Here is a 22293-nt window from a genome sequence, read left to right on the forward strand (position 1 = left end):
GTTCCTTAGACTTGTTCCAGCGTATCGGTTGAAGGTGTGCAAGCGCGTGTGGCCAGCAAGCGGTCGAGCCAGTCGGGGTCCATTTGCGGTTCGGAAGAAAACAGCAGCCCGGTGTAGTCCTGATGCGGCGGGGTGAAGATCTGGCTGCGCGAGCCGTGGTCCACCACCCTGCCCCGTTGCATCACCAATACCTCATCGGCAATCGCCCGAACAGTGGCGACGTCATGGGTGATGAACAGATAGGCGACATCCAGTTGTTGCTGGATGCGGTTAAGCAATTTCAGTACGCCTTCGGCGACCAGTTGGTCCAGGGCCGAGGTCACTTCGTCGCAGATGATCAGTTGCGGATCGGCCGCCAGGGCCCTGGCGATGCAGATGCGTTGTTTCTGCCCGCCCGACAGTTCCCGGGGTTGGCGCTCCATGAAGGTCGCCGGGTCGAGCTCGATCATCTCCAGCAGTTCAGCGACCCGGGCGCGCATGGCCTTGCCCTTGAGGCCCAGATAAAACGTCAATGGCCGACCGATGATATCGACGATGCGCTGACGCGGGTTCAGCGCTGTGTCGGGGATCTGGTAGATCATCTGGATGCGCCGCAGTTGCTCCTTGCTGCGCTGGCGAAAGTCCGCAGGCAAGGGTTCGCCGTCGTACAGCACCTGGCCGTAAGTCGGCGGCAGCAAACCGGTGATCAGCCGCGCCGTGGAGCTCTTGCCGCTACCGGATTCGCCGATCACCGCCAGGGTCTGACCACGGTAGAGCTTCAGGGAAACGTCGTGCAGCACCGGTTGCCGGCCATAACTGGCGCAGCTGTTGCGCAGTTCCAGCAGCGGTTGTTCCTGTTGCGGACTTGCCTTGGGCTCAGTGCGGAAACTGCGCACCGCCCACAGTGACTTGGTGTAGTCCTCCTGCGGGTCACCGAGCATCTTGCGGGTCTCGGCCTCTTCCACCAGTTTGCCGTGGCGCAGCACCATGATGCGGTCGGCCATCTGCGCAACCACCGCCAGGTCGTGGCTGATGTAGATCGCCGCGCTGCCATAGGTCGCCACGGCGTCGCGAATGGCGGCAAGGACTTCGATCTGGGTGGTGACGTCCAGCGCCGTGGTCGGTTCGTCGAAGATGATCAGGTCCGGGTGACAAGCCATGGCCATCGCGGTCATGACCCGCTGCAACTGGCCGCCGGAGACCTGATGCGGATAGCGCTGGCCGATGGTTTCGGGGTTGGGCAGGCGCAGCACCCGATACAGTTCCACTGCGTCGCGCTTGGCCTGCTCGCGACTCATGCCGCCGTTTTTCACCGCGGTTTCGACGTGCTGGTCGATCAGTCGATGGGCCGGGTTGAACGAAGCCGCCGCACTCTGTGCCACATAGGCAATGCGCAGCCCCCGCAGTTTGCGCAGGGCTTCAGGCTTGGCCTTGAGCAGGTCGATGCCGTCGAAGTGCACCGAGCCGCCGGTGATCCGGCAACCGTCGCGGGTGTAGCCCATGGCCGACAGGCCGAGGGTCGACTTGCCCGCGCCGGACTCACCGATCAGCCCCAGCACTTCGCCCCGTTGCAGGGTCAGGTCGATGCCCTTGATCAGCGGATGCCAGGCGTCTTCGTAATGGCCTTCGATGTGCAGGTCGCGGATTTCCAGCAAAGGATTTGCAGTCGTCATGTTCAGCACTCCTTGAGGCCGCTGGATTTGTGCAGCATCCAGTCGACGACGAAGTTGACGCTCACCGTGATCAAGGCCACGGCCAGGGCGGGCAGCAACGGACTGATGTCGCCGAAGGTGATGAGCACGGCGTTGTCGCGCACCATGCTGCCCCAGTCGGCAGTGGGCGGTTGAATGCCCAGGCCGAGGAACGACAGCGCACTGATGAACAGGAATACAAAGCAGAAGCGCAGGCCGAACTCGGCAATCAGCGGCGCGGCGGCGTTGGGCAACACTTCGCGGGTCACCAGCCAGCACAGGCCCTCACCACGCAGGCGCGCAGCTTCAACGAAGTCCTGCACCACCACGTTCATGGCCACCGCACGCGACAGGCGAAACACCCGGGTCGCATCCAGCAGCGCAATCACCAACACCAGCGACGTCGCCGTGGTGCCGACGACGCTGAGGATCAGCAAGGCGAAGATCAGTTGCGGAATGGCCATCAGGATGTCCACCACCCGCGACAATCCCTGATCGACCCAGCCGCCCTTGATCGCCGCGATCAAGCCGCAGGACCCACCGAGCAAAAACGCCAGCACCGTGGTGAGGAAGGCAATGCCCAGGGTATTGCGCGCGCCATAGACCAGGCGGCTGAACATGTCGCGCCCCAGGTTGTCGGTGCCCAACAGGAACTGCCCGCCCCACGGCTCAAAGCCCCCGCCTACTACCTGGGTTTCGCCGAACGGCGCCAGTACCGGCGCAAACACCGCCACCAGCACGTAAAGCAGGATCATCAACAAACCGAACTGGGCGCTCAGGGGCGCCCGCCACAGGTGTTTAAACAGGCTCATGGTCTACCCCTTCGGATGCATCAGGCGTGGGTTGCTGGCAATCGACAGCACATCGGCGCTTGTGTTGAGGAGGATGTAGGTCGCGGCGAAGATCAGGCTGCAGGCCTGCACCACCGGGATGTCGCGCTTGGCCACCGAGTCCACCAGCAACTGGCCGAGCCCCGGATAGACAAACACCACTTCGACCACCACCACGCCGACCACCAGGTACGCCAGGTTCAACGCCACCACGTTGACGATGGGCGCGAGGGCATTGGGCAAGGCGTGGCGGAAGATGATCCGCGACTGGCTGATGCCCTTGAGCCGGGCCATTTCGATGTAGGGGCTGGCCAGCAGGTTGATCAACGAGGCGCGGGTCATGCGCATCATCTGCGCGATCACCACCAGGCTCAGGGTCGCCACCGGCAGTACCGAGCGCTCCAGAATCGTGCCCAACGAAGCGTCCGGCGCCAGGTTGGAAATGCTCGGGAACCAGTTGAGCTTCACCGCGAACACCAGGATCAGGATGTAGGCAACGAAGAACTCGGGGAACGACACCGCGCTCAGGGCCGAGGTGTTGAGCAAGCGGTCGAACCAGCTGTTGCGGTACAACGCGGCGAGCATCCCCAGACACAACGCCAGCGGCACCGACACCAGGGCCGCCAGCAAGGCGAGGCTGAAGGTGTTGCCCAGGCGCGAGCCGACCAGTTCGGCGATGGGCCGCTGGTTGGCCAGCGACACGCCAAGGTCACCGTGCAACAGCTGCCAGATCCAGTGGCCGAAACGGGTGATCGGCGGCAAATCCAGCCCCAGTTGCGCCCGGTAGGCCGCCACGGTTTCCGGGGTGGCCGATTGGCCGAGCATGGCCTGGGCGATGTCCCCCGGGAGCATGCCGACGGCCAGGAAGATGATCACTGAGACGGCGAACAGGGACAGCAGGCCTAATGCGAGGCGCTGTCCCAACAGCTTGAAAATACTTCTCATCGTGCAGTTCCTTGAATTGGGCACGCCTTTGAAGACACTAAATTTCTACTGTGGGAGCGGGCTTGCTCGCGAACAGGATCTGTCAGTTGACGCATTGGGCGACTGACACACCGCTTTCGCGAGCAAGCCCGCTCCCACAGTTGATCTTCACCGTTCGATAGATCCCGGTTTCATGCCTGCCACCAGCGCTCGATCACTCGCAGGCCATCCAGTTCACCGTAGGGCGCCGTCTGCCCGCCATGAACCACCCGGTTGGAACGCGCCGCCACGGAACTGGCGAACAGCGGCACGATCGCCCCGCCCTCGTCCCGGCACAGTGCCTGCATTTCGTTGTACATCTCGCGGCGCAGCGGGTCGTTCATTTCGCCGCGAGCGGCGTTGAGCAGTTGATTGAAGCGCGGGTTGTCCCAGTGAGTTTCGTTCCAGGCCGCGCCCTTGGCGTAGCCGATGCTGAACATGCGGTCGGCGGTCAGGCTGCTGTACCAGAACGAGGTGGTGAAGGGTTGCTTCATCCACACGTTGGAGAAGAAGCCATCGGCCGGCTCGCGCACCACGTCGATGTCGATCCCGGCAGCGCGGGCCTGCTCCTTGAACAGCACCGAGGCGTCCACGGCGCCGGTGTAGGCCGCGTCGGAGGCTTGCAGACGGACCTTGAGCGAATCCAGACCGGCCTTCTTCAGGTAGAAGCGCGACTTGTCCGGATCGTAGGTGCGTTGTTCCAGCGCGGTGTTGATGAAACGGCTGCCGGGCTGGATCGGGTGGTCGTTGCCCACCAGGCCATAGCCGTGCAGCACCGAGGCCAGCAGAGTTTCGCGGTTGATCGCGTGTTTCATCGCCAGGCGCACGTCGTTGTTCAGGAATACCTGGCTGTCGGTGAGCATCGGGAAGGTGTAGTGCTGGGCGCCTTTGGTTTCTTCGATGACCAGGTTCGGGTTGCGTTTGAGCAGCGCGACGGTTTTCAGGTCGACCTTGTTGATCACATCCACCTGCCCGGTGACCAGCGCATTGACCCGTGCCGCGCCGTCGGAGATCGCGATCAACTCGGCGCTGGCGAAGTGCGCGCGCCCCGATTTCCAGTAATCGGGGCTGCGTTCCAGGGTCATGCGCACGCCCGGTTCGAAGTCCTTGAGGCGATAGCCACCGGTGCCGGCGCCGGTCTGCCAGTCCGCCGCGCCATCTTTGCTCGGCATGATCGCCAGGTGGTAATCGGCAACCACATAAGAAAAGTCGGCGTTGCCCGAGTGCAGTTCGAACACCACGCTGTCGCTGCCGTTGGCGCTGACCTTGGCCACGTCGCCCAGCACGGTCTTGGCCGCCGAAGTGGATTTCTCGCCGAGGTGATGCTGGATCGACGCCACCACGTCCTCGGCGGTCAGGGTCTTGCCGTTGTGGAAGGTCACGCCCTGACGAATCTTGAACGTCCAGACGCGCGCGTCCGGGGTCGAGGTCCAGCTTTCGGCCAGTTCGGGGATGGCGCTGCCGTCGACGGCAATTTCGGTCAGGGTGTTATAGACCGCCGAGAAGCCGACAAAGGTAAAGGTGTCGGACCAGGAACCCGGATCTTTAGAGTCCGTGGTGCTGCCACCTGCCAGGCCCAGACGCAACACGCCACCCGGTTTTGGCGTGGCCTCCCCGGCAAGGGCGCCAAACGGCAGCCCCATGGAGAACGCCCCGGCCACCGCCGCGGCAGCCGCGCTGTACTTCAGGAAGTCCCTGCGCGGGAAGCTGAATTCATGGTTCGCTTGAGTAATCTTGTTTTTGTTATCGCTCATTGCATTGCCCCTGATCAAAAAGCTAATGAATTACCGGTTCAAAACCACGCAAGACACCGGGCCAGGGCCCGGTGCATACAACGTTCGAATCGCCAACCGTCACACCTGGATCGCCTTCACTTCGACAAACTCGTTGAGTCCTTCCTCACCCCACTCCCGGCCATTGCCCGATTGTTTGTAGCCGCCGAACGGCGCCTGGTAATTGAACGCCGCGCCATTGAGGAAGCACTGGCCGGCGCGCATCTGCCGGCCCAGGTGCAAGGCACGCTCGGTACTGCCGGCCCAGACGCCACTGGACAGGCCGAACGGCGAGTCGTTGGCGATCTGCACCGCTTGCGCCTCGTCGGTGTAGGGAATCAGGCACAGCACCGGGCCGAAGATCTCTTCCTGGGCGATGCGCATGCGGTTGTCGACATCGGCGAACAGCGTCGGGCTGACATAGAAGCCGCGCTCGAAGGCCGACGGCGCGTCCCCGCCGCACAGCAGCCGTGCGCCCTCCTCTTGGCCGACCTTGATGTAATCGAGCACGGTACGTTTTTGCCCCGCTGAACACATCGGGCCGAGAAAGCTTTGCGGGTCCAGGGGATCGCCCATGCGCAGGCTCAGGGTCTCCTGCAGGGCGATTTCCACGGCTTCGGCATAACGGCTGGCGGGCAGCAGCATGCGGGTCAGTGCGGTGCAGGTCTGGCCGGAGTTGATCATCACGTCCTGCACGCCGTAGCGCACGGCCGCGTCGAGGTCCGCATCCTCGGCAATCAGCAGCGGCGACTTGCCGCCCAGCTCCAGGCACACACGCTTCACTGAAGGCGCCGCCGCTTGGGCGACCCGTACTCCGGCACCGGTGGAGCCGGTGAACGACACCATGTCCACGCCGGGGTGTTTGGCCAGCGCTTCGCCGACTTTCGAGCCCGGCCCGCTGACCAGGTTGAACACTCCGGCCGGCAAACCGATGTCCTCGATCATTTGCGCCAACAGGAAGGCATGCAGCGGCGTTTCCTGGCTCGGCTTGACCACCACGGTGCAACCGGCGGCCAGGGCCGGGGCCAGTTTGCCGATCAACTGGTGCAGCGGGTAATTCCACGGGTTGATGAACGCGCAGACGCCCACGGCCTCGCGGATCACCAGCGAATTGCCGACTTCGCGCACCTCGTCCATGAGATGAGCCAGTTCGACATACTGCTCAAGGCCAGCGATCGGCCCGTCGACCTGCACCGAGCGGCACCATTGCACCGGCATGCCCAACTCAGTGGTGATGACCGAGGCCATCTCGTCAGCGCGGGCACGCAATTGCCCGGCCAGGGCGCGAATGTAACCGGCGCGTACGCAGGACGGCGTACGCGACCATGAATCGAAGGCCCGGCGTGCAGCCGCCACGGCGTTTTCAACATCGCGCTCATCGCCCAGCGGCACGCTGCCAGCCACTTCTTCGGTGGCCGGGTTGATCACCTCGGCGATGCCCTGCCCCGACGGTTTTTGCCAGCGGCCATCAATAAACAGTGCGTTGTGGTTAAGCATGAACCTGGGTCTCCATCAATTCCTGGGCACAACGGGCAATCCGCTGGCAGGCATCGCGCAAGGGTTCGGCGCCGACCACCAGACCGAGGCGAATGTGCCCCGCCGCGCTCGGCCCAAAGGCCTCGCCGGCCAATACCGACACACCGTGGCGATCCAGCAAACGGTCGGCAAACGCCTGGGCACTGAGCCCGGTCTGGCGGATATCGAGCATCACGAACATGCCGCCGTCAGGTTTCAACGCCCGCACGCCTGGGCAATCGGCCAGGCTGTCGCACACCAGGTCGCGACGCTGGCGATAGGCTTCGCGCATGGCTTCCAGCTCCGGCAGGTTGCTTTCCAGGGCCACCACGGCAGCGTCCTGAATGAAATCCGGCGAGCCGTAGAGCATGCACAGCGCGAGGTTTTCCAGGTGCGCAGCGAGGGACGGTGGCGCCACCACCCAGCCGACGCGCCAGCCGGTCATCGCGTGGGATTTCGACAGGCTGTTGAGGGTCGCGGTACGCTCGGCCATGCCCGGCAGACTCGCCGGGCTGACGTGCTCGCCTTCGAACAGCAGTTCGCTGTAGACCTCGTCGGAAATCAGCCACAGGTCGTGGCCGATGCACAACTCGGCCAGAGCGGCCCAGGTGCTGCGCGGCAGACTGGCGCCGGACGGGTTGTGCGGACTGTTCAACGCCAGGGCCCGGGTGCGCGGCGTGATGCGTGCGGCGACATCTTCAGGCAATACGCGGAAGCCGTTTTCCGAGCGCACCGGCACCGGCACCACCACGGCGCCGCAGGCACCGAACACGGCTTCGTAGGTGACGTACATCGGTTCGGCGACGATCACCTCGTCACCGGGATTGAGCACGCATTGGGCCACGCTGAACAGCGCACATTGCGCCCCGGCCAGCACGGTGACCTGATCGGCCGAAACGCTTTGACCGCTGCGTTGTTGATGGCGCCTGGCAATGGCCTCACGCAGGGCACGCTTGCCGCGCACCTCGGCGTAATGGGTGTTGCCGCTCAGCAGGCTGTCGATAGCGCCCTGCACGATGGGCTGTGGCGTGTCGAAATCCGGGTCGCCCACGGACAGCAGCAAAATGTCCTGGCCCTGCTCGCGCAGCGCCAGGGCGCGATAATGAATATCCCACGCGGCAGCGCCATCACCGGCGATACGTTGAGTCAGATCGGAAAAGCGCATGGCTTCGTCCCCTTCAAATACAGATCAGTGCGCGCAGGCATGCTTGAGTTCGATCAAGGTCACGCCGTTACGCTTGAAGCCGTGGCGTAAGTCGGTCTGCAACTCGGCCAGGCTTTGCGGCTGGCTCACCGTGCAACCGAATGCACGCGCGAGGGCAGCGAAATCCGGATTGCGCGGCAGTACGCCGATGGGTTCGATGTCCAGGCCGAGCATGTCGTCGCGGATCTGCCCCAGGGCGTCGTTGTTCCACAGCAGCACCACCAGCGGGCTGTCCAGCTCTTCGACCGCCGTCGCCAGTTCCTGCGCGGTGTAGAGGAAACCACCGTCGCCCACCAGCACCAGACCGGGCCGTTGCGGTGCGCCGAACTTGGCGCCGATCCCCGCCGGCAAGCCATAACCCAAGGTGCCGTAGCCGGTCGGGTGCAACCAGCTGCGGATGGCCAGGCTGTCAAAGGCGTAGTTACCCGTATACGCAAGCTGGGTCATGTCGGTGCTGATGAAAGCGTTTTCCGGCAGCTCTACAGCAATACGCTCGAGAATCGCCTGATGGATCGACTGCAGCGGGCCATGGCTGGCCTTGACCGCTTCGCGCAGCGCGGCAACCGAGGCTATCGCCGTTCCGGCATCCCGAACGTCCGATGGCAGGCGCTCAAGCAAACCGCTGAGGGTTTGTTGTGCATCGCCCTGCAAAGCCACTGCGCAGGGATAGAAGTCGTTGAATTTGCGCGGGTCGATATCGACGCGCAGCAGTTCACCCTTGAGCGGCAGGCGTTCGCGCCAGAAGTCGGTGTCGGCCATTTCAGTGCCGACCGCCAGTACCACGTCGGCCTCGGCGATCAGGTTCCAGCCCGGCTCCACACACAGGGAGGAACCGGCGTTGAGCGGTGCATCCGGTGGTAGCAGGCCCTTGCCGGCGACGCTGGTGAACAGTGGCGCAGCGAGACGCGTGCTGAGTTCACTGAGTTCCTGCACGGCATTGAGTGCACCGCCACCGGCGATGATCATCGGCCGTTTCGCGTCTTTGAGTTTGGCCACGGCCTGGTCAAGCGCAGTGGCGGATGCCGGACCACGGCTCGGTCGACGCACCACCTCGTTACTCCAGTCACGGGCGATCGGCGCCGCCAACACGTCCAGCGGCACCGAGATGTGCACCGGGCGCGGTCGCTCGCTGTCGAACACCGCGTAGGCACGGGCGACCAGTTCCGGCAAATCTTCGGCGGTCAGCGCCACAGCCGAGAACGCCGTGATCGGCGCGGTCATCGCCCGTTGGTCCTGGCACTCGTGCAGGCTGCCCCACCCCTTGCCGAGGCTGGCGCTGTGGTTGACGCTGGAGATCACCAGCATCGGAATCGAATCGGCATAGGCCTGGCCAATACCGGTGGCGGCGTTGGTCACGCCGGGGCCGGTGATGACAAAGCACACGCCGGGTTTGCCGCTGACCCGCGCATAACCGTCGGCCATGAAGCTGGCGCCCTGTTCATGGCGGGTCAAGACGTGGCGAATGCCACTGCCGGGCAAGCCGCGATACAGCTCCAGGGTGTGTACGCCGGGGATGCCGAACACGGTGTCGACGCCGTAGTTGGCCAACAGGCGCACCAGGGCCTGGCCGCCGGTCAAGGTTTTGCTTTGCATGTTCATGTCCTCACTCGTGGCCGAGGCGAATCAACGCATCGACCGCAGTCGTGCCCTGGGCACCGACCAACAATGGGTTCACATCGAGTTCCAGCAGTTGCGCGGCGTTTTCGCAGGCGTAATCGGCCACGGCGCGGATCGCCGTCACCAGGGCGTCGAGGTCAGCAGACTCGCGGCCACGGAAACCCTGCAGCAACGCGGCGCTGCGCAGGCTGAGCAAGGCATTGTGGATCGCACCGTCGGTGGTCGGCAGCAACAGGCTGCGACTGTCCTTGAGCAACTCCACCAGAATGCCGCCGGCACCGATCACCAACGCGAGGCCGAAATCGTTTTCGCGCTTGATGCCGACAATCAGCTCAGCCAGTGGCGGTTTGGCCATTGGCTCGAGCAACAGTTGATCGAAGGCTACGCCCGGGGCGTAGGCGGCGATGCTGCTGTGCATTTTTTCCAGGGCTGCGCTCAACGCCACGCCATCCTTGAGGTTCAGCGCCACGGCACCGGCCTCGGTCTTGTGCGGCAGCTGTGCGCTGACGGCTTTCAAGACCAGCGGATAGCCCAGTGACTCGGCATCCTTCAGGGCCTGTTCCGGGGTGCTCAATACGCCGTTTGGCGTCGGCAGGCCAAAGGCTTTCAACGCCTGTTTGGAATCCCATTCATTGAGCAGACGCCCCTCGCCTTCCAGCGCGTGCGGGCACAGCGGCACCAGCGCCGATTCGCCCAGAGCCAGCAAGGCCTGGCGATTGCGCTGATAACCGGCGATGCGGCCCCACGCGGCCAGCCCGTCTTCAACACCCTGCAATGCCGCGACGCCTTGGGCGTGCAGACGCTCACGGGCATGGGCCGGCAGCAATTCGGGGAAGGCCGAAGTCACGAAACCGGTCTTGCCGTGGCGCTGCAGCGCCGCGCAGTACAGCTCCAGCAGCAAGTCGCACTCCTTGCGCTCGCCGGTGAACTCCGACGGGTAGTCGAGCACCAGCATCGCCGCGTCAGTTTCGGTGCGCAGGGCGCCGTCGAGCATGCGGTTCAAGGCTTCGCCGTCGCCCCAGATCGCCGTGGTGAAATCCAGCGGGTTGACCAGGTTGGCGTAGGTCGGCAGCACCTGCGCGAGTTCGCCGACCTGTCCTTGATCGAGTTTCGGCAGGCCCAGGTCGTTACGTTCGGCGTAGTCGGCAATCAGGCCGGCGTCGCCGCCGGAACAGGCCAGTGCGATCAGGTTGTTACCCGCTGGCAGGTTGCCGCAGGCCGCGGCCTTGAGGGTTTCGACAAAACTCACCGGGCCGCTGACGCGGATCACCCCCAGACGGTCGAACAGCGCGTCGTACAGCGCATCGGAGCCGGACAGCGAGCTGGTGTGACTCAGGGCCAGTTCGGCGCCGATCTGCGACACGCCGGTTTTCAGGGCGATGATCGGGATGCCCTTCTCCAGCGCCTTGTGTGCGGCGCGGGCAAAACCCGGGACGTTCTTCAGGCCTTCCAGGTGCAGGCCGATGGCGGTGACCCGCGGTTCGTCGAGCAACACGTCCATCAATTCAGCCACGCCCAGTTGCGCCTGATTGCCCACCGACGCCATGTAGGCCACCGGCAACGAGCGGTCGCTCATGGACAGGTTGTAGGCAAAGTTGCCGCTCTGGGTCAGCACCGCCACGCCCTTCTCCACCGCTTTGCCGCCATGGGCCACCGGCCACAGCGCGGAGCTGTGCAGGTAGTCGAGCAGGCCGTAGCAGTTAGGGCCGAGCAGCGCCATGTCGCCAGCGGCCTGGAGCAGTTGCTGTTGCAGGGCCTGGCCTTCGGCGCCGGTCTCGGCGAAACCCGAGGCGTAGCAGATCGCGCCGCCCGCACCGATGGCGGCCAGTTCGGCCACGCAGGTCAGGGTCAGTTCGCGGTTGGTGGCGATGAATACCGCGTCCGGGCCGCAAGGCAGCTCGGCAACGCTGCGCACACACGGCACACCTTCAAGGCTGTCGTGCTGCGGATTGACCAGCCACATCTGCCCTGGGTAGCCGCCCTCGGCACAGCGCTTGAGGGCGCGCGCCATGCTGCGGCCGCCGACGAACGCCACGTGTTGCGGCGCGAGCATGCGTTTGAGGTTGTCACGAATGGTTTGGGACATGGGAGTTCTCCGGGCTGATCAGCGCAGCAGCGGCCGCAGCAGCTCGCGGGAAATGATGTGGCGCTGGATTTCCGAGGTGCCTTCCCAGATCCGTTCGATCCGTGCGTTGCGCCAGATGCGCTCCACCGGACCTTCGTCCATCAGGCCCATGCCGCCGAAGATCTGCACCGCTTCGTCGGCGGTACGGCCGAGCACCTCACTGGCGAACAGCTTGGCCATGCCGGCCTCGCCATCGGTCATGGTGCCCTGGTCCATTTTCCACGCGGTGTGCAGGGTCAGCAGTTCGGCGGCGCGGATCTGCGTGGCCATGTCGGCCAACTTGAACGACACGCCCTGGTAGGTGCCGATCGGCTGGCCGAATTGCTTGCGGTCCGCCGCCCATTGCAGCGACACGTCCAGTGCTCGCTGGGCCTGACCGACGCAGTTGGCCGCGACCATCACCCGCCCGGCGGTCAGCCAGGCGTTGGCCACGTCCCAACCCTTGCCGACTTCGCCCAGCACTTTGCTGGCCGGTACGCGGCAGTCGTCGAAGAACATTTCGAAGGTGTGGTAACCCCGGTTGCTCACGCACTTGGGTCCACGGCGGATGGTCATGCCCGGGGTGTTGCGGTCGACCAGGAACGAGGTCACGGCGTTACGCTTTTTGCCGTTGTGTTCGTAGGTGTCGGTCACGGCGAAGACGATGGCGAAGTCGGCATGCCCGGCGTGACTGATGAAATGCTTGCTGCCGTTGAGAATGAAGTCGTCGCCTTCACGCACGGCACGGGTCTTGATCGCATTGGCATCGGAACCGGCACCCGGTTCGGTCAGGGCGAAGCAGTCGATTTTCTCGCCCTGGATGCACGGCAACAGGTAGTCGTTGATCTGCTCGCCAGTGCAGGCCATGAGGATTTTCGATGGTCGCGCGACGAACACGTGCAGCGCCCAGGAGACCTTGGACAGCTCACGTTCTATCAGTGCCTGGGACAGGTAGTCCAGGCCACCGCCGCCCACTTCTTCGGGCATGTTGAAGGCGTAGAACCCGGCGGCGATCGCCTTGCCGCGAATCTGCGCCGCCAGCTCCGGGGACACCTCGTCGGCGCGGTCGACTTGCTCTTCATAGGGCAGCAGTTCCTTCTCGACGAAGCTGCGTACCGAGTCCACCAACATTTCTTGTTCTTGGGTCAGTTGGAAATTCATGCTGCTACCTGTTGTTCGTGTGCTGAAAGAAGTGTGGGAATCAACGGCCGACGAAACGTGCCGGGCGTTTTTCCATGGCGGCGCGCAGGGCTTCGTTGCCGTCTTCACTGCGCCCGCACAACAGGCCCGCGGCGAGTTCGGCTTGCAGTTGTTCCGCCAGGCTGCGGTCGGCGCCTTCGCGCATGAGTTTTTTGGTCTGGGCAAAGGCGAACGTCGGCCCGGCGGCCAGGCGTGCGGCCAGTTCGCTGGTGACCGTCAACAACTGATCGTCGGCACAGACATCGCCGACCAAGCCGGCATCGAGGGCACGGTCAGCACCCCACAGTTCATCGAGGAACAGCAGGCGCTTGGCCTGTTCGCTGCCGATCAGGCGTGGCAGGTGCCAACTGGCGCCGGCATCCGGCGAGTACGCCATGCTGGTGTAGCCGGCCTTGAAGCGTGCCGACTGCCCGGCAATGCGCAGGTCGCAACACAGGGTCAGGTCCATCCCGGCGCCGACGGCGGTACCGTTGATGGCGGCGATGGTGGGTTTTTCCAGGCTGTGCAGGCGAGTCATCAAGGCGTGGGCGGTCTCGGTCCAGCCGTAGGTTTCCAGTGCGCCCCGGGCTTCGGCATCCGCCCATTCATCGAGGTCGGCACCCGCACAGAAGCTGCGGCCACTGCCCGTCAACACCACCACGCGCACCGCTGGATCGGCGTTGAAACCGTCGAGCAAGGCGTGCAGGTTTTTCAGCGTCGGAACGTCCAGCGCATTGCGCTGGGCCGTGCGATTGAGGGTGATCCAGGCAACGCCTGCTTCGACCTGGCTGAGCAGCGACGATTGAGTGGTCATGGGAATCCTCGAATTATTGTGATTGGTCTGAGGTGATGCGACTTGAGGCCATACTAAACGAGTGTTCAGTAAGGCGGCAATCGGTGGGGAAATGGGCTGTAACAGCTTGAGAATAGATATAACATATTGTTTTTATTGGTTTTAATTCTTTTGCTGACGCATAGCGAAGTGGCTTTGTTACAACTTTGAACAACTGTGGACACGACGACGCCAGGATCGCAGCCTGCGGCAGGAACACAAAACAACTGTGGGAGCGGGCTTGCTCGCGAAGAGGCCCTGTCAGTCAACATTGATGGTGACTGACAGGGCCTCTTCGCGAGCAAGCCCGCTCCCACAGGGGGAAGTGTTTAGTTCGAGGTATCAGGCTGTCGGCAAGCTCGGTGCCAGCACGCCCTGACGCTTGCGATGAATCAGGAAGTACGCGCCATAGCACAGCGCAATGAAGCCAAAGCCCCAATACAGCGACGGACGCTGGGTTTCATCCAGGGCCAGGAACACGAACAGCGAGCAGCACAGCGTGATGCACATCAGCGGCAATACCGGGAACCACGGTGCGCGGTATTTCAGGTCGCTGAGTTTGCCGCCGTCACGCAGGTACGCCTTGCGGAACTTGTACTGCGCCAGGGCGATGACGATCCAGGTCACGGTGCCGGACATGCCACTCACTGCCATCAGCACCATGAACAAGGTGTCGGCGGCGACGAAGCTGGTCATCAGCGACACCAGCGCGAAGCACAGGGTGATGCTCAGCGCCCGCAACGGCACGCCACGCTTGCTCAAGGGCGACAGGCTTTTCGGCGCCATGCCGGTTTTCGACATCGCCCACAGGATGCGCGTCGAGGCATACAGGCCGGAGTTGCCCACCGACAGGATCGCGGTGAGGATCACGAAGTTCATCAGGTCGGCGGCGTAGGGAATGCCAACCATGTCGAACACCTGCACGAACGGGCTTTCCATCAGTCCTGCCTGCTGCCACGGCACGATGGCCGACAGCACGACAATCGCCAGCACGTAGAAAATCAGTACGCGAAACACCACGTTGCGCACGGCGCGGGGAATGCTCTTTTCCGGCTGGTCGGTTTCACCGGCGGCCACGCCCATGATCTCGCAACCCTGGAACGCGTAGACCACAGTCATCATCACCGCGAACACGGCGGACAAACCGTTGGGGAACAGCGAATCGCCGATCAGGTTGGTCGCCATCGGTGCCGGTGCGCCGCTGCTCAGGGGCATCACGCCGAAGATCACCAGCACGCCCACCACGATGAAACCGAGAATGGCCGCGACCTTGATCCCCGAGAACCAGTATTCGGCTTCACCGAAAGCGCGGGTGGCCATGGCGTTGATGCCGAACAGCACCACCACGAACAGCGCCGACCAATACCAGATCGGCACCGCCGGGAACCAGCGGGTCATCAACATGCCGGCGGCGGTGAATTCCAGGCCGACGGTGGTGGCCCAGCTCATCCAGTACACCCAGCCGATCATGAACCCGGTGGCCGGGCCGATGTACTTGGTGGCATGGGTCTGGAACGAACCGGACACCGGCATCTGCACCGACAGTTCGCCCAGGCAGACCATCACCAGGTACATCAGGAAACCCGCGACCAGGTAAGCCAGGATCGCCCCCACCGGGCCACCCTGGTTGATGGTCACACCGGATCCCATGAACAGGCCGGTACCGATGACGCCGCCCAGGGACAGCATGAAGATGTGCCGGCTCTTGAGGGCGCGGGTCAGCTGTATGCCTTTTTGTTGGGTGCTGCGATCTGTATTTTCGTTCATGTCGGCACCTCAGCAGTCAGTGAGGAGCGCAGCGCATGACAGGACGTCACGGCGCAGGGAGGGATCAGCTTTACGGCAATTCATTATTATTATCTCCAATAAGCTTCGAAGACCGCGCTGCGGCGGTTGCGTCGATTATTGGAAAGCCATGTAAGTTCGCGTTGACCGCAAGGATCGAAGTTGTAGAAAGTCGTAACAAATTTGTACGTCAGCTCTGCAACAGGCCTTTGAGGGTATCGAGCGAGTGCTGCAATTGCTCATCCAGCACCGGGTTCATGCGCTGGATGTCCGATTCTTCGTTGGCCAACGCCAGGGTTTCCAGTGTCCTCAAGGTGCTGGCCAACGCCCGAAAACCCAGGGAATCGCAGCTGCCGGCCAGACGGTGCGCCAGTTGCGCGACCTCGGTGCAGTCATCGGCGGCCATGGCTTCATGCAGCGCATCGCGGTGCTGAAGGATCGAGTCGCGCAGCACCGCCAGCAGGCCCTGGACCTTCTGCTCACCGAGCAAGGTGCGATGGGTCTGCAACAGCGGCCAGTCCATCGCTTCATCGCTCATCAGCGCCCCGGCGCTGTGAGTACGCCCTTCCAGCACCTGGCGCAGGTTTTCCAGCTTCAAGGGCTTGGCCAGGACACCGTCCATACCGGCTTCCAGATAACCGCGCACCAGCGCCGGTTGCACGCTGGCGGTCAGGGCGAAAATGCGGGTATGGCGGTTCGGCCCGTCGCTGTGACGGATCTGCCGGCATAACTCGACACCGCTGATGCCCGGCAGATGCACGTCCAGCAACAGCAAATCGAAAACCTGCGTTGTGCAGTGTTGCAGCGCCTGCTCCGCGTCTTCGGCGAACCACACCCGGTGGCCGTCTCGCTGCAGCAAACCCTTGGCCACTTCGCGGTTGAGCGCCACGTCCTCGACCACCAGGATATCCAGTGCCGGCCCCGCCGCCCGAACCGGCCGGGCCTCAGCCACGCCGCTGGCCGACTGCAAGGACAGCTCGAACCAGAAACAACTGCCGCGCCCCTCCTCGCTGTCCACGCCGATGCAGCCGCCCATCTGTTCCACCAGGTGTTTGCAGATCGCCAGCCCCAACCCGGTGCCACCAAAACGTTGCGCGACTTCTTCGCTGGCCTGGGTGAAACGCTCGAAAATCTTCGCCTGCATCGCCGGGGCAATGCCGATGCCGTCGTCAGTGACACTGACCCGCAGCCGCTGCCCGGTCTGTTCGCCGGTTTCGCTGAGAAGCGCCACCTGGACACTGACTTCGCCACCTTCGGTAAACTTGATCGCGTTGGCCAGCAGGTTGCTCAGCACCTGGCGCAGGAACTGCTCGGCGCCGTGGTGATGCTCGGCAATCCGTTGATCGACCCGGCAACTGAGGATGGTGTCGTTGTTCAAGGCTCGCGGTTCCAGCAGCGTCAGCACCTCGTCGAGCAACTGGCGCAGCGAGAAATCCACCGGCTCGGGATGACTGACGCCCTCCTCCAGCTTGGCGAAATACAGCACTTCATTGAGGATCGTCAACAGGCCTTCGCCGGCCTTGTGCAAGGCATCCAGGCGTTTGCCGTCCCGGGCATCCAGACGCGCGCCGCGCAACAGTTCGGCCATGCCGAGGATGCCGTTTAGGGGCGTGCGCAGTTCGTGGCTCATGGTCGCCAGAAACCGCGATTTGGCAAGGTTGGCCGCTTCCGCTTCATCCTTGGCGCGCATCAGGCTGGCGGTGCGGCGCTCGACCATTTTCAGTAGCTCGTCGCGGTTGTCCTGCAAGGCCAGGCGATCGCTTTCCCGGCGCTCGATGTCGTGCAGGATAGCCCGGCGCATGTCGTCCAGGGCATGGGCCACGGTGTCGATTTCGTCGCTGCCGCGGCGCTTGTCCAGTTGCAGGGGTTCCTGCCATTCACCGGCGGCGATGCGCCGGGCGAACTCGGCCATGACTTTCAGGTGCCGGGTCACCAGGCGATAAAACAAGCCCGACAACGCCACGGCCAGACCGCAGAGAAACACCGCCATCCACAACAGACTGGTCAAACCGGTGGCGTAGAGACGTTGGTACACTGCCCCCAGGTCAGTGCTGACTTCCAGTTCGCCCAGCTGGCGCAACGGGCCGGACGGCGGCTGATAGTCCAGGGCAAAGCGTTCGATACGCAGCGGCCCGACCGGCTCGGGGTTGCCCTGTATCAGGTCGAAATCGGCGCTGGTCAAGTGCACCCGGGCGACGTCGGAGAAGTCCACCAGCCCGCGCAACTGCACGTTCAACTGCTCCTGGTTCAAGTCCCAGAGGCTGCGTTCCAGGCTGGCCAGGTAGCCGGCGCGGATCAGTTCCATACGCGAATCGATGTCGCGCATTTCCCGTCGATACTCGATGTACAGTTGCACGCTGCTGGCCAGCACGGTGAAGCACAGGCTGAACAACAGAATGAACAGCAACAGGCGTCGCAACAGTCCACCAGGACGCGCACGGATCATTGCGCATCCGCCGGCAGGTTGATCATGTCGCGGTAGGTCACTTCGCTTTCGTTGAGCCAGCGCTCGATGTCGCCGGCATCGACCATGCGCTGCAATTGCGCGTTGATCTCTGGCATGCGGTTGGCCAGGGGCGAGCGCCGCGACACGGCAACCCGCAGATAGTCCACATTCAACGCCTTGGGCAAGGCGACGATGTCCTGGCCGCCGGGCAGGTTTTCCGCGTACAACTGGCCGGTGCGCCGCTCCTGGGTGATGAAGTCGATGCGCCCGCGAATCAGCTTGCCGAAGTTCTGGTGGCTGTCGGACACCCATTCGATGTTGTTGTTGCGCGCGACCATGCGATCGAACTCCACCCCGTAGCTCTCACCGAACAACAGGCCGCCACGGTAATGGGCCAGGTCGTCCAGCTGTTCGAATTTCACCGGGTGTTGACGGTTGATGAACAGCGCCACTTCTTCACGCAGTACCGGCACCGTCGAGAACAGCATGCTCTGCTCCCGTTGCGCGGTGCTGTAGGCCAGCACCACATCGACCCGACCTTCGGCGGCGTCCAGCAGGCAGCGTTTCCAGTTGCCCAGCACGACTACCTCGACCTCATAACCCAACTGACCGAACAGGTGCTTCACCACGCTCGGCGCCAGGCCGCGCACCTGTTTGCCATCGCTCCAGGAAATCGGCGGGTACACCGGGTAATCGCAATAGCGAACCCTTTCCGCCGAGACAGCATGGCCGTTCACCAGCAGCGCCAGCAGGCAAAGCCATCGCGCCATCCGGCTCAGGCCGCCACGCCGGCGGTGAACAGGTAACCGGCGCCGTGAATGGTGATGATCAACTGCGGTTCGGCCGGATCGTCGTGCAACTTGCGACGCAGACGCCCGACCAGCACGTCGATGGAGCGGTCGTTGGGCACCCATTCGCGGTTGCGGATCTGGTCCATCAATTGATCGCGGCTGAGGGTGTGGCCGCTGTTGCGCAGGAACACGCTGAGCAACTGGTATTCGCCGTGGGTCAGCAGGGTTTCGTTGCCCGATGGATCGATCAGGCGACGGCGGTCGGTGTCCAGCGCCCAATCGGCGAACTGCTTGACCGGTTTGGCCAGCGCAACGGCTGGCTGTGGCGTTTGCGCATGACGTACCCGGCGAATCAGGTTTTTCGCCCGGGACACCAGTTCCCTTGGATTGAGGGGTTTGATCACATAGTCGTCGGCGCCGCATTCGAGGCCGACGATGCGGTCGATTTCATCGTTGCGCCCGGTGATCAGGATGATCCCGACTTCCGAACGCACCCGCAGCTCGCGGGTCAGGGTCAGGCCGTCCTTGCCCGGCAGGCGGATGTCGAGCATCACCAGGTCGACGCTCTGGCTGGCGAGGAAGGTTTCCGCCAGTTCCGCCGTGGCGGCGCAATGGACGTCGTAGCCTTCCTGGGACAGGTAGGCGTGCAGCAGATCGCGAATCAGCGGATCGTCATCGACGATCAGTACCCGAGGAGTCATCGCTTGGTGTCCGGCTCAGGCCCGAAGGCCAGTTTCTTATTAGAGTGTTTTCCCGCATCGGCGCCAGAGAGTATCCAGTGTTGAACAACTGATCAACAGTCGCTCGTCTGCACGCAAAAGCGCTGGCGTCCCCCGGCCTGCAAACCATCGACCCAGGCTTCGCAAATCTGGATGCCCTGCTCCGGGGTAAAGGTCCCGGGGTTCAACCCGGACTCCAGCCACAGGCCGTCGAGCAAGGCGCTGAGGCTGATGGCGGCGAGGTCGGCGTCGAAGTTCTCCCAACCCTCCTCCTGGGCCAGTTCCGCCAGCACCTTGCGCAGGATGGCGCGATACTCGCCATAGGAATGATCGTGGGCCTTGTTGATTGCCTCGGCGGTTTTCACCGCGCCCCAGAACGCCAGCCAGGCATCGATCAGTTGCGGATCGAGCAGTTCGGCGGAAAACGAACCGCGGAAAAACGCCGACAACCGCTCCCGGGCATTCGGTGCGGCTTGCTCCATGGCGTCGCGCAGCAGGGTCATGACCCGCCCGGTGATTGCCATGTAGGCTTCGGCCACCAGTTCATCCTTGCCGGAATAGTGATGGCTGATCAGCCCCACCGAGACCCCGGCCTCGGCGGAAATCTTGCGGATCGACGCGCCCTGGAAGCCGTGACGCTTGAGGCACACCAGCGTCGCCTCGATCAGGTTGGCTTTGCGCAGCTCCGGTTCCATGCGGGAAAAACGGGCTTCCTGGTTCATGGGCGACACGCTCCTTGGTTCAATCGTTTGGGCCTGCGCGGGTTGGCGGCGGGCTGAACGACTGTACAGCAAGAGTGGGACTTGTCTCCAGTCAGATGGACCGCGGCGCCTGCTTCGCGAGCAAGCCCGCTCCCACAGGGTTATGCGTACGGTGCAAATCCCCTGTGGGAGCGGGCTTGCTCGCGAAGAGGCCAGCTCAAACAACACAGGATCTGGATCAGTCGCGATAACCCGGAGCCACCCGATCCAGCATCCGCAACAACGCCGCCCAGGCCAGTTGCATGGCATCCGGATCGTTCAACTCGCCCTCTTCCAACGGCCGCCCAGGATCATTGAACTGCCGCTCGGTGTGCGCGCAGACCTCGTGCGACGGCAAAACAATTTCACCGGCCGCTTGCGCAGCCAACTGGATTTCGCAGGCTTTTTCCAGGTAGTACATGCGCAGGAACGCCTGGCTCACCGTCTCGCCGACCGTCAACAATCCGTGGTTGCGCAGCATCAGGACCGATTTGTCACCCAGGTCCGCCACCAGCCGTTGCTGCTCACTCAGGTCCAGCGCCACGCCTTCATAGTCGTGGTAGGCAACGCGGCCATAGAACTCCATGGAAATCTGGTTCACCGGCAATAGCCCGCACTTCAAGGCCGCCACCGCGCACCCGGATTTGGTATGGGTGTGCAGCACGCATTGCGCATCGTCACGGGCACCGTGGATGGCACTGTGAATCACGAAACCGGCCGGGTTGACCGGGTACGGCGATGGCTCCACAGCGTGGCCATCGAGGTCGATCTTCACCAGGTTCGACGCGGTGATTTCGTCGAACATCAGCCCGTAGGGGTTGATCAGAAAGTGATGCTCCGGCCCCGGAATGCGCACCGAGATGTGGGTGAAGATCAGGTCGGTCATGCGAAAGTGCGCAATCAGGCGGTAGCAGGCCGCCAGTTCCTCACGCAGGCGCTGCTCGGTGGCGCTGCGCTCAGGGGCCAGGTGGCTGGCGATTTTATTCATTGTCGTGGTACTCCAGGCTGATCGGCTGGGCAGACAGTAAGGCTGGACGCTTGGACACGTCCAGCCATCCGCGTTTACTTGCTGGCCCAGGCGTTGAAGCGCTCTTCCAGCTCTTCGCCATGATCGACCCAGAAGCCGACGTTCATCGACAACGCGCCCTTGAGGTTCTGCGGCGCCGTAGGCACCCATTGCGCCAGTTTATCATCCAGCCGTGCGGCGGCCTGGATGTTGGTCGGGCCGTAGGGGATCTGCTGCACGTAGTTGACCTGGGCGTCCGGCTGATTGGCGAAGGCGATGAAGCGCTTGGCCTGGTCCACGTGCCTGGAGCCTTTGATGATCGCCCAGTAGTCCATCCCGTAGAGGCTGCCGGGCCAGACCAGGCCGAGGTGACTGCCTTTCTGCGCGGCGTCGGCGATGCGTCCGCTGTAGGTCGAGGTCATCACCACGTCGCCGGCGGTCAGCCACTGCGGCGGCTGCGCGCCCGCCTCCCACCACTGGATGTACGGCTTGAGTTCAGTGAGCTTGGCGAATGCCCGGTCCACGCCTTGCGGGGTGCCGAGTACTCTGTAGACGTCTTCGGTCTTGACCCCGTCCGCCAGCAGGGCGAATTCCAGGTTGTACACCGCGCGTTTGCGCAGCCCGCGCTTACCGGGGGTTTTCTTCACGTCCCAGAAGTCTGCCCACGAAGTCGGGGCCTGGGCCAGCTTGTCGGTGTCGTAGGCAATCGCCACGCTCCACACCAGCGCCGCAGACCCGCATTCCTGCGCCGCGTCGGGGATCAACTGGTCGGCGTGGCCCAGGCGGGTCCAGTCCAGGCGCTCGTACATGCCCTCCTCGCAGCCGCGCATCAGGTCCGGGCCTTCGATCTGCACCACGTCCCAGTCGACGTTGCCGGTGTCGACCATCACTTTGATCTTGGCCATCTCGCCGTTGTATTCACTCTGGATCACCTTGCTTTGATCCACGGCGGCGAAGGGTTGAAAGAACGCCACGTCCTGGGCTTTTTGTCCGGCTCCGCCGTACCCGACCACCACCATGTCCGATGCTGCCTGAGCGCTGCCCAGGCCCATGGCCACGGACAACACCAAGGGATAAAAACCGTGCTTGAGCGTGTGCGATTTCATCAAGGGTTCCTCTT

General features: G+C 63.4%; 17 protein-coding genes. All 17 read right to left on the bottom strand.

Annotation, left to right across the window (positions count from 1 at the left end):
• Positions 1-5: 5 nt before the first annotated feature.
• Positions 6-1652 carry an ABC transporter ATP-binding protein gene (locus KW846_RS21410; RefSeq protein WP_218485011.1) on the bottom strand — a complete coding sequence of 549 codons (1647 nt, stop codon included), beginning with the start codon at positions 1650-1652 and terminating at the stop codon, positions 6-8.
• Between the two features lie 2 nt (positions 1653-1654).
• On the bottom strand, positions 1655-2482 hold the full coding sequence (locus KW846_RS21415; RefSeq protein ID WP_218485013.1) for an ABC transporter permease: 828 nt from the start codon (positions 2480-2482) through the stop codon (positions 1655-1657).
• A gap of 3 nt (positions 2483-2485) precedes the next feature.
• A complete protein-coding gene (locus tag KW846_RS21420) occupies positions 2486-3445 on the bottom strand; it encodes an ABC transporter permease (RefSeq protein ID WP_218485016.1) in 960 nt (319 codons plus the stop codon).
• A 170-nt stretch (positions 3446-3615) separates the two neighbouring features.
• On the bottom strand, positions 3616-5217 hold the full coding sequence (locus tag KW846_RS21425; protein ID WP_218485017.1) for an ABC transporter substrate-binding protein: 1602 nt from the start codon (positions 5215-5217) through the stop codon (positions 3616-3618).
• 99 nt (positions 5218-5316) lie between these two features.
• Positions 5317-6732 (bottom strand): aldehyde dehydrogenase family protein, encoded by a 1416-nt coding sequence (locus tag KW846_RS21430; RefSeq protein WP_218485019.1) that lies wholly within the window; start codon positions 6730-6732, stop codon positions 5317-5319.
• Positions 6725-7915, bottom strand: a complete 1191-nt coding sequence (locus KW846_RS21435) for a pyridoxal phosphate-dependent aminotransferase (RefSeq protein WP_218485021.1) — start codon at positions 7913-7915, stop codon at positions 6725-6727. Before KW846_RS21435 ends, KW846_RS21430 begins: the two co-directional genes overlap by 8 nt.
• Before the next feature lie 24 nt (positions 7916-7939).
• A complete protein-coding gene (locus KW846_RS21440) occupies positions 7940-9547 on the bottom strand; it encodes a 5-guanidino-2-oxopentanoate decarboxylase (protein ID WP_218485024.1) in 1608 nt (535 codons plus the stop codon).
• 10 nt (positions 9548-9557) lie between these two features.
• Entirely contained in the window at positions 9558-11657 is a 2100-nt protein-coding gene (locus KW846_RS21445; protein WP_218485026.1) for an acetate--CoA ligase family protein, read from the bottom strand.
• Between the two features lie 18 nt (positions 11658-11675).
• The gene (locus tag KW846_RS21450; protein ID WP_007974349.1) at positions 11676-12836 is read right to left on the bottom strand and encodes an acyl-CoA dehydrogenase family protein; all 1161 of its coding nucleotides are present in this window, start codon (positions 12834-12836) and stop codon (positions 11676-11678) included.
• A 40-nt stretch (positions 12837-12876) separates the two neighbouring features.
• Complete coding sequence (locus KW846_RS21455) at positions 12877-13668, bottom strand: enoyl-CoA hydratase/isomerase family protein (protein ID WP_116579358.1); 792 nt, start codon at positions 13666-13668, stop codon at positions 12877-12879.
• 360 nt (positions 13669-14028) lie between these two features.
• Entirely contained in the window at positions 14029-15453 is a 1425-nt protein-coding gene (locus KW846_RS21460; protein WP_218485029.1) for an amino acid permease, read from the bottom strand.
• A gap of 208 nt (positions 15454-15661) precedes the next feature.
• Positions 15662-17917 (bottom strand): ATP-binding protein, encoded by a 2256-nt coding sequence (locus tag KW846_RS21465; RefSeq protein ID WP_218485032.1) that lies wholly within the window; start codon positions 17915-17917, stop codon positions 15662-15664.
• Positions 17914-18687 carry an ABC transporter substrate-binding protein gene (locus KW846_RS21470; protein WP_218485034.1) on the bottom strand — a complete coding sequence of 258 codons (774 nt, stop codon included), beginning with the start codon at positions 18685-18687 and terminating at the stop codon, positions 17914-17916. Before KW846_RS21470 ends, KW846_RS21465 begins: the two co-directional genes overlap by 4 nt.
• Before the next feature lie 5 nt (positions 18688-18692).
• Positions 18693-19409 (bottom strand): response regulator, encoded by a 717-nt coding sequence (locus KW846_RS21475; RefSeq protein WP_218485037.1) that lies wholly within the window; start codon positions 19407-19409, stop codon positions 18693-18695.
• Positions 19410-19501: 92 nt separating this feature from the next.
• Positions 19502-20149: a TetR family transcriptional regulator C-terminal domain-containing protein gene (locus KW846_RS21480; RefSeq protein ID WP_007974341.1), complete on the bottom strand. Its 648-nt coding sequence runs from the start codon at positions 20147-20149 to the stop codon at positions 19502-19504.
• A gap of 217 nt (positions 20150-20366) precedes the next feature.
• Positions 20367-21155, bottom strand: a complete 789-nt coding sequence (locus tag KW846_RS21485) for a class II aldolase/adducin family protein (protein WP_218485039.1) — start codon at positions 21153-21155, stop codon at positions 20367-20369.
• A 74-nt stretch (positions 21156-21229) separates the two neighbouring features.
• A complete protein-coding gene (locus tag KW846_RS21490; RefSeq protein ID WP_218485041.1) occupies positions 21230-22279 on the bottom strand; it encodes an ABC transporter substrate-binding protein in 1050 nt (349 codons plus the stop codon).
• Between the last annotated feature and the right edge of the window lie 14 nt (positions 22280-22293).

Source organism: Pseudomonas sp. PDM32 (genome assembly GCF_019219225.1).
In the GTDB taxonomy this organism is placed as follows: Bacteria; Pseudomonadota; Gammaproteobacteria; order Pseudomonadales; family Pseudomonadaceae; genus Aquipseudomonas; species Aquipseudomonas laurylsulfatiphila.

Excerpts from the sequence above, each read along its gene's own strand:
- KW846_RS21410 (WP_218485011.1), bottom strand. The coding sequence starts at position 1,652 with ATGACGACTGCAAATCCTTTGCTGGAAATCCGCGACCTGCACATCGAA.
- KW846_RS21415 (WP_218485013.1), bottom strand. The coding sequence starts at position 2,482 with ATGAGCCTGTTTAAACACCTGTGGCGGGCGCCCCTGAGCGCCCAGTTC.
- KW846_RS21420 (WP_218485016.1), bottom strand. The coding sequence starts at position 3,445 with ATGAGAAGTATTTTCAAGCTGTTGGGACAGCGCCTCGCATTAGGCCTG.
- KW846_RS21425 (WP_218485017.1), bottom strand. The coding sequence starts at position 5,217 with ATGAGCGATAACAAAAACAAGATTACTCAAGCGAACCATGAATTCAGC.
- KW846_RS21430 (WP_218485019.1), bottom strand. The coding sequence starts at position 6,732 with ATGCTTAACCACAACGCACTGTTTATTGATGGCCGCTGGCAAAAACCG.
- KW846_RS21435 (WP_218485021.1), bottom strand. The coding sequence starts at position 7,915 with ATGCGCTTTTCCGATCTGACTCAACGTATCGCCGGTGATGGCGCTGCC.
- KW846_RS21440 (WP_218485024.1), bottom strand. The coding sequence starts at position 9,547 with ATGCAAAGCAAAACCTTGACCGGCGGCCAGGCCCTGGTGCGCCTGTTG.
- KW846_RS21445 (WP_218485026.1), bottom strand. The coding sequence starts at position 11,657 with ATGTCCCAAACCATTCGTGACAACCTCAAACGCATGCTCGCGCCGCAA.
- KW846_RS21450 (WP_007974349.1), bottom strand. The coding sequence starts at position 12,836 with ATGAATTTCCAACTGACCCAAGAACAAGAAATGTTGGTGGACTCGGTA.
- KW846_RS21455 (WP_116579358.1), bottom strand. The coding sequence starts at position 13,668 with ATGACCACTCAATCGTCGCTGCTCAGCCAGGTCGAAGCAGGCGTTGCC.
- KW846_RS21460 (WP_218485029.1), bottom strand. The coding sequence starts at position 15,453 with ATGAACGAAAATACAGATCGCAGCACCCAACAAAAAGGCATACAGCTG.
- KW846_RS21465 (WP_218485032.1), bottom strand. The coding sequence starts at position 17,917 with ATGATCCGTGCGCGTCCTGGTGGACTGTTGCGACGCCTGTTGCTGTTC.
- KW846_RS21470 (WP_218485034.1), bottom strand. The coding sequence starts at position 18,687 with ATGGCGCGATGGCTTTGCCTGCTGGCGCTGCTGGTGAACGGCCATGCT.
- KW846_RS21475 (WP_218485037.1), bottom strand. The coding sequence starts at position 19,409 with ATGACTCCTCGGGTACTGATCGTCGATGACGATCCGCTGATTCGCGAT.
- KW846_RS21480 (WP_007974341.1), bottom strand. The coding sequence starts at position 20,149 with ATGAACCAGGAAGCCCGTTTTTCCCGCATGGAACCGGAGCTGCGCAAA.
- KW846_RS21485 (WP_218485039.1), bottom strand. The coding sequence starts at position 21,155 with ATGAATAAAATCGCCAGCCACCTGGCCCCTGAGCGCAGCGCCACCGAG.
- KW846_RS21490 (WP_218485041.1), bottom strand. The coding sequence starts at position 22,279 with ATGAAATCGCACACGCTCAAGCACGGTTTTTATCCCTTGGTGTTGTCC.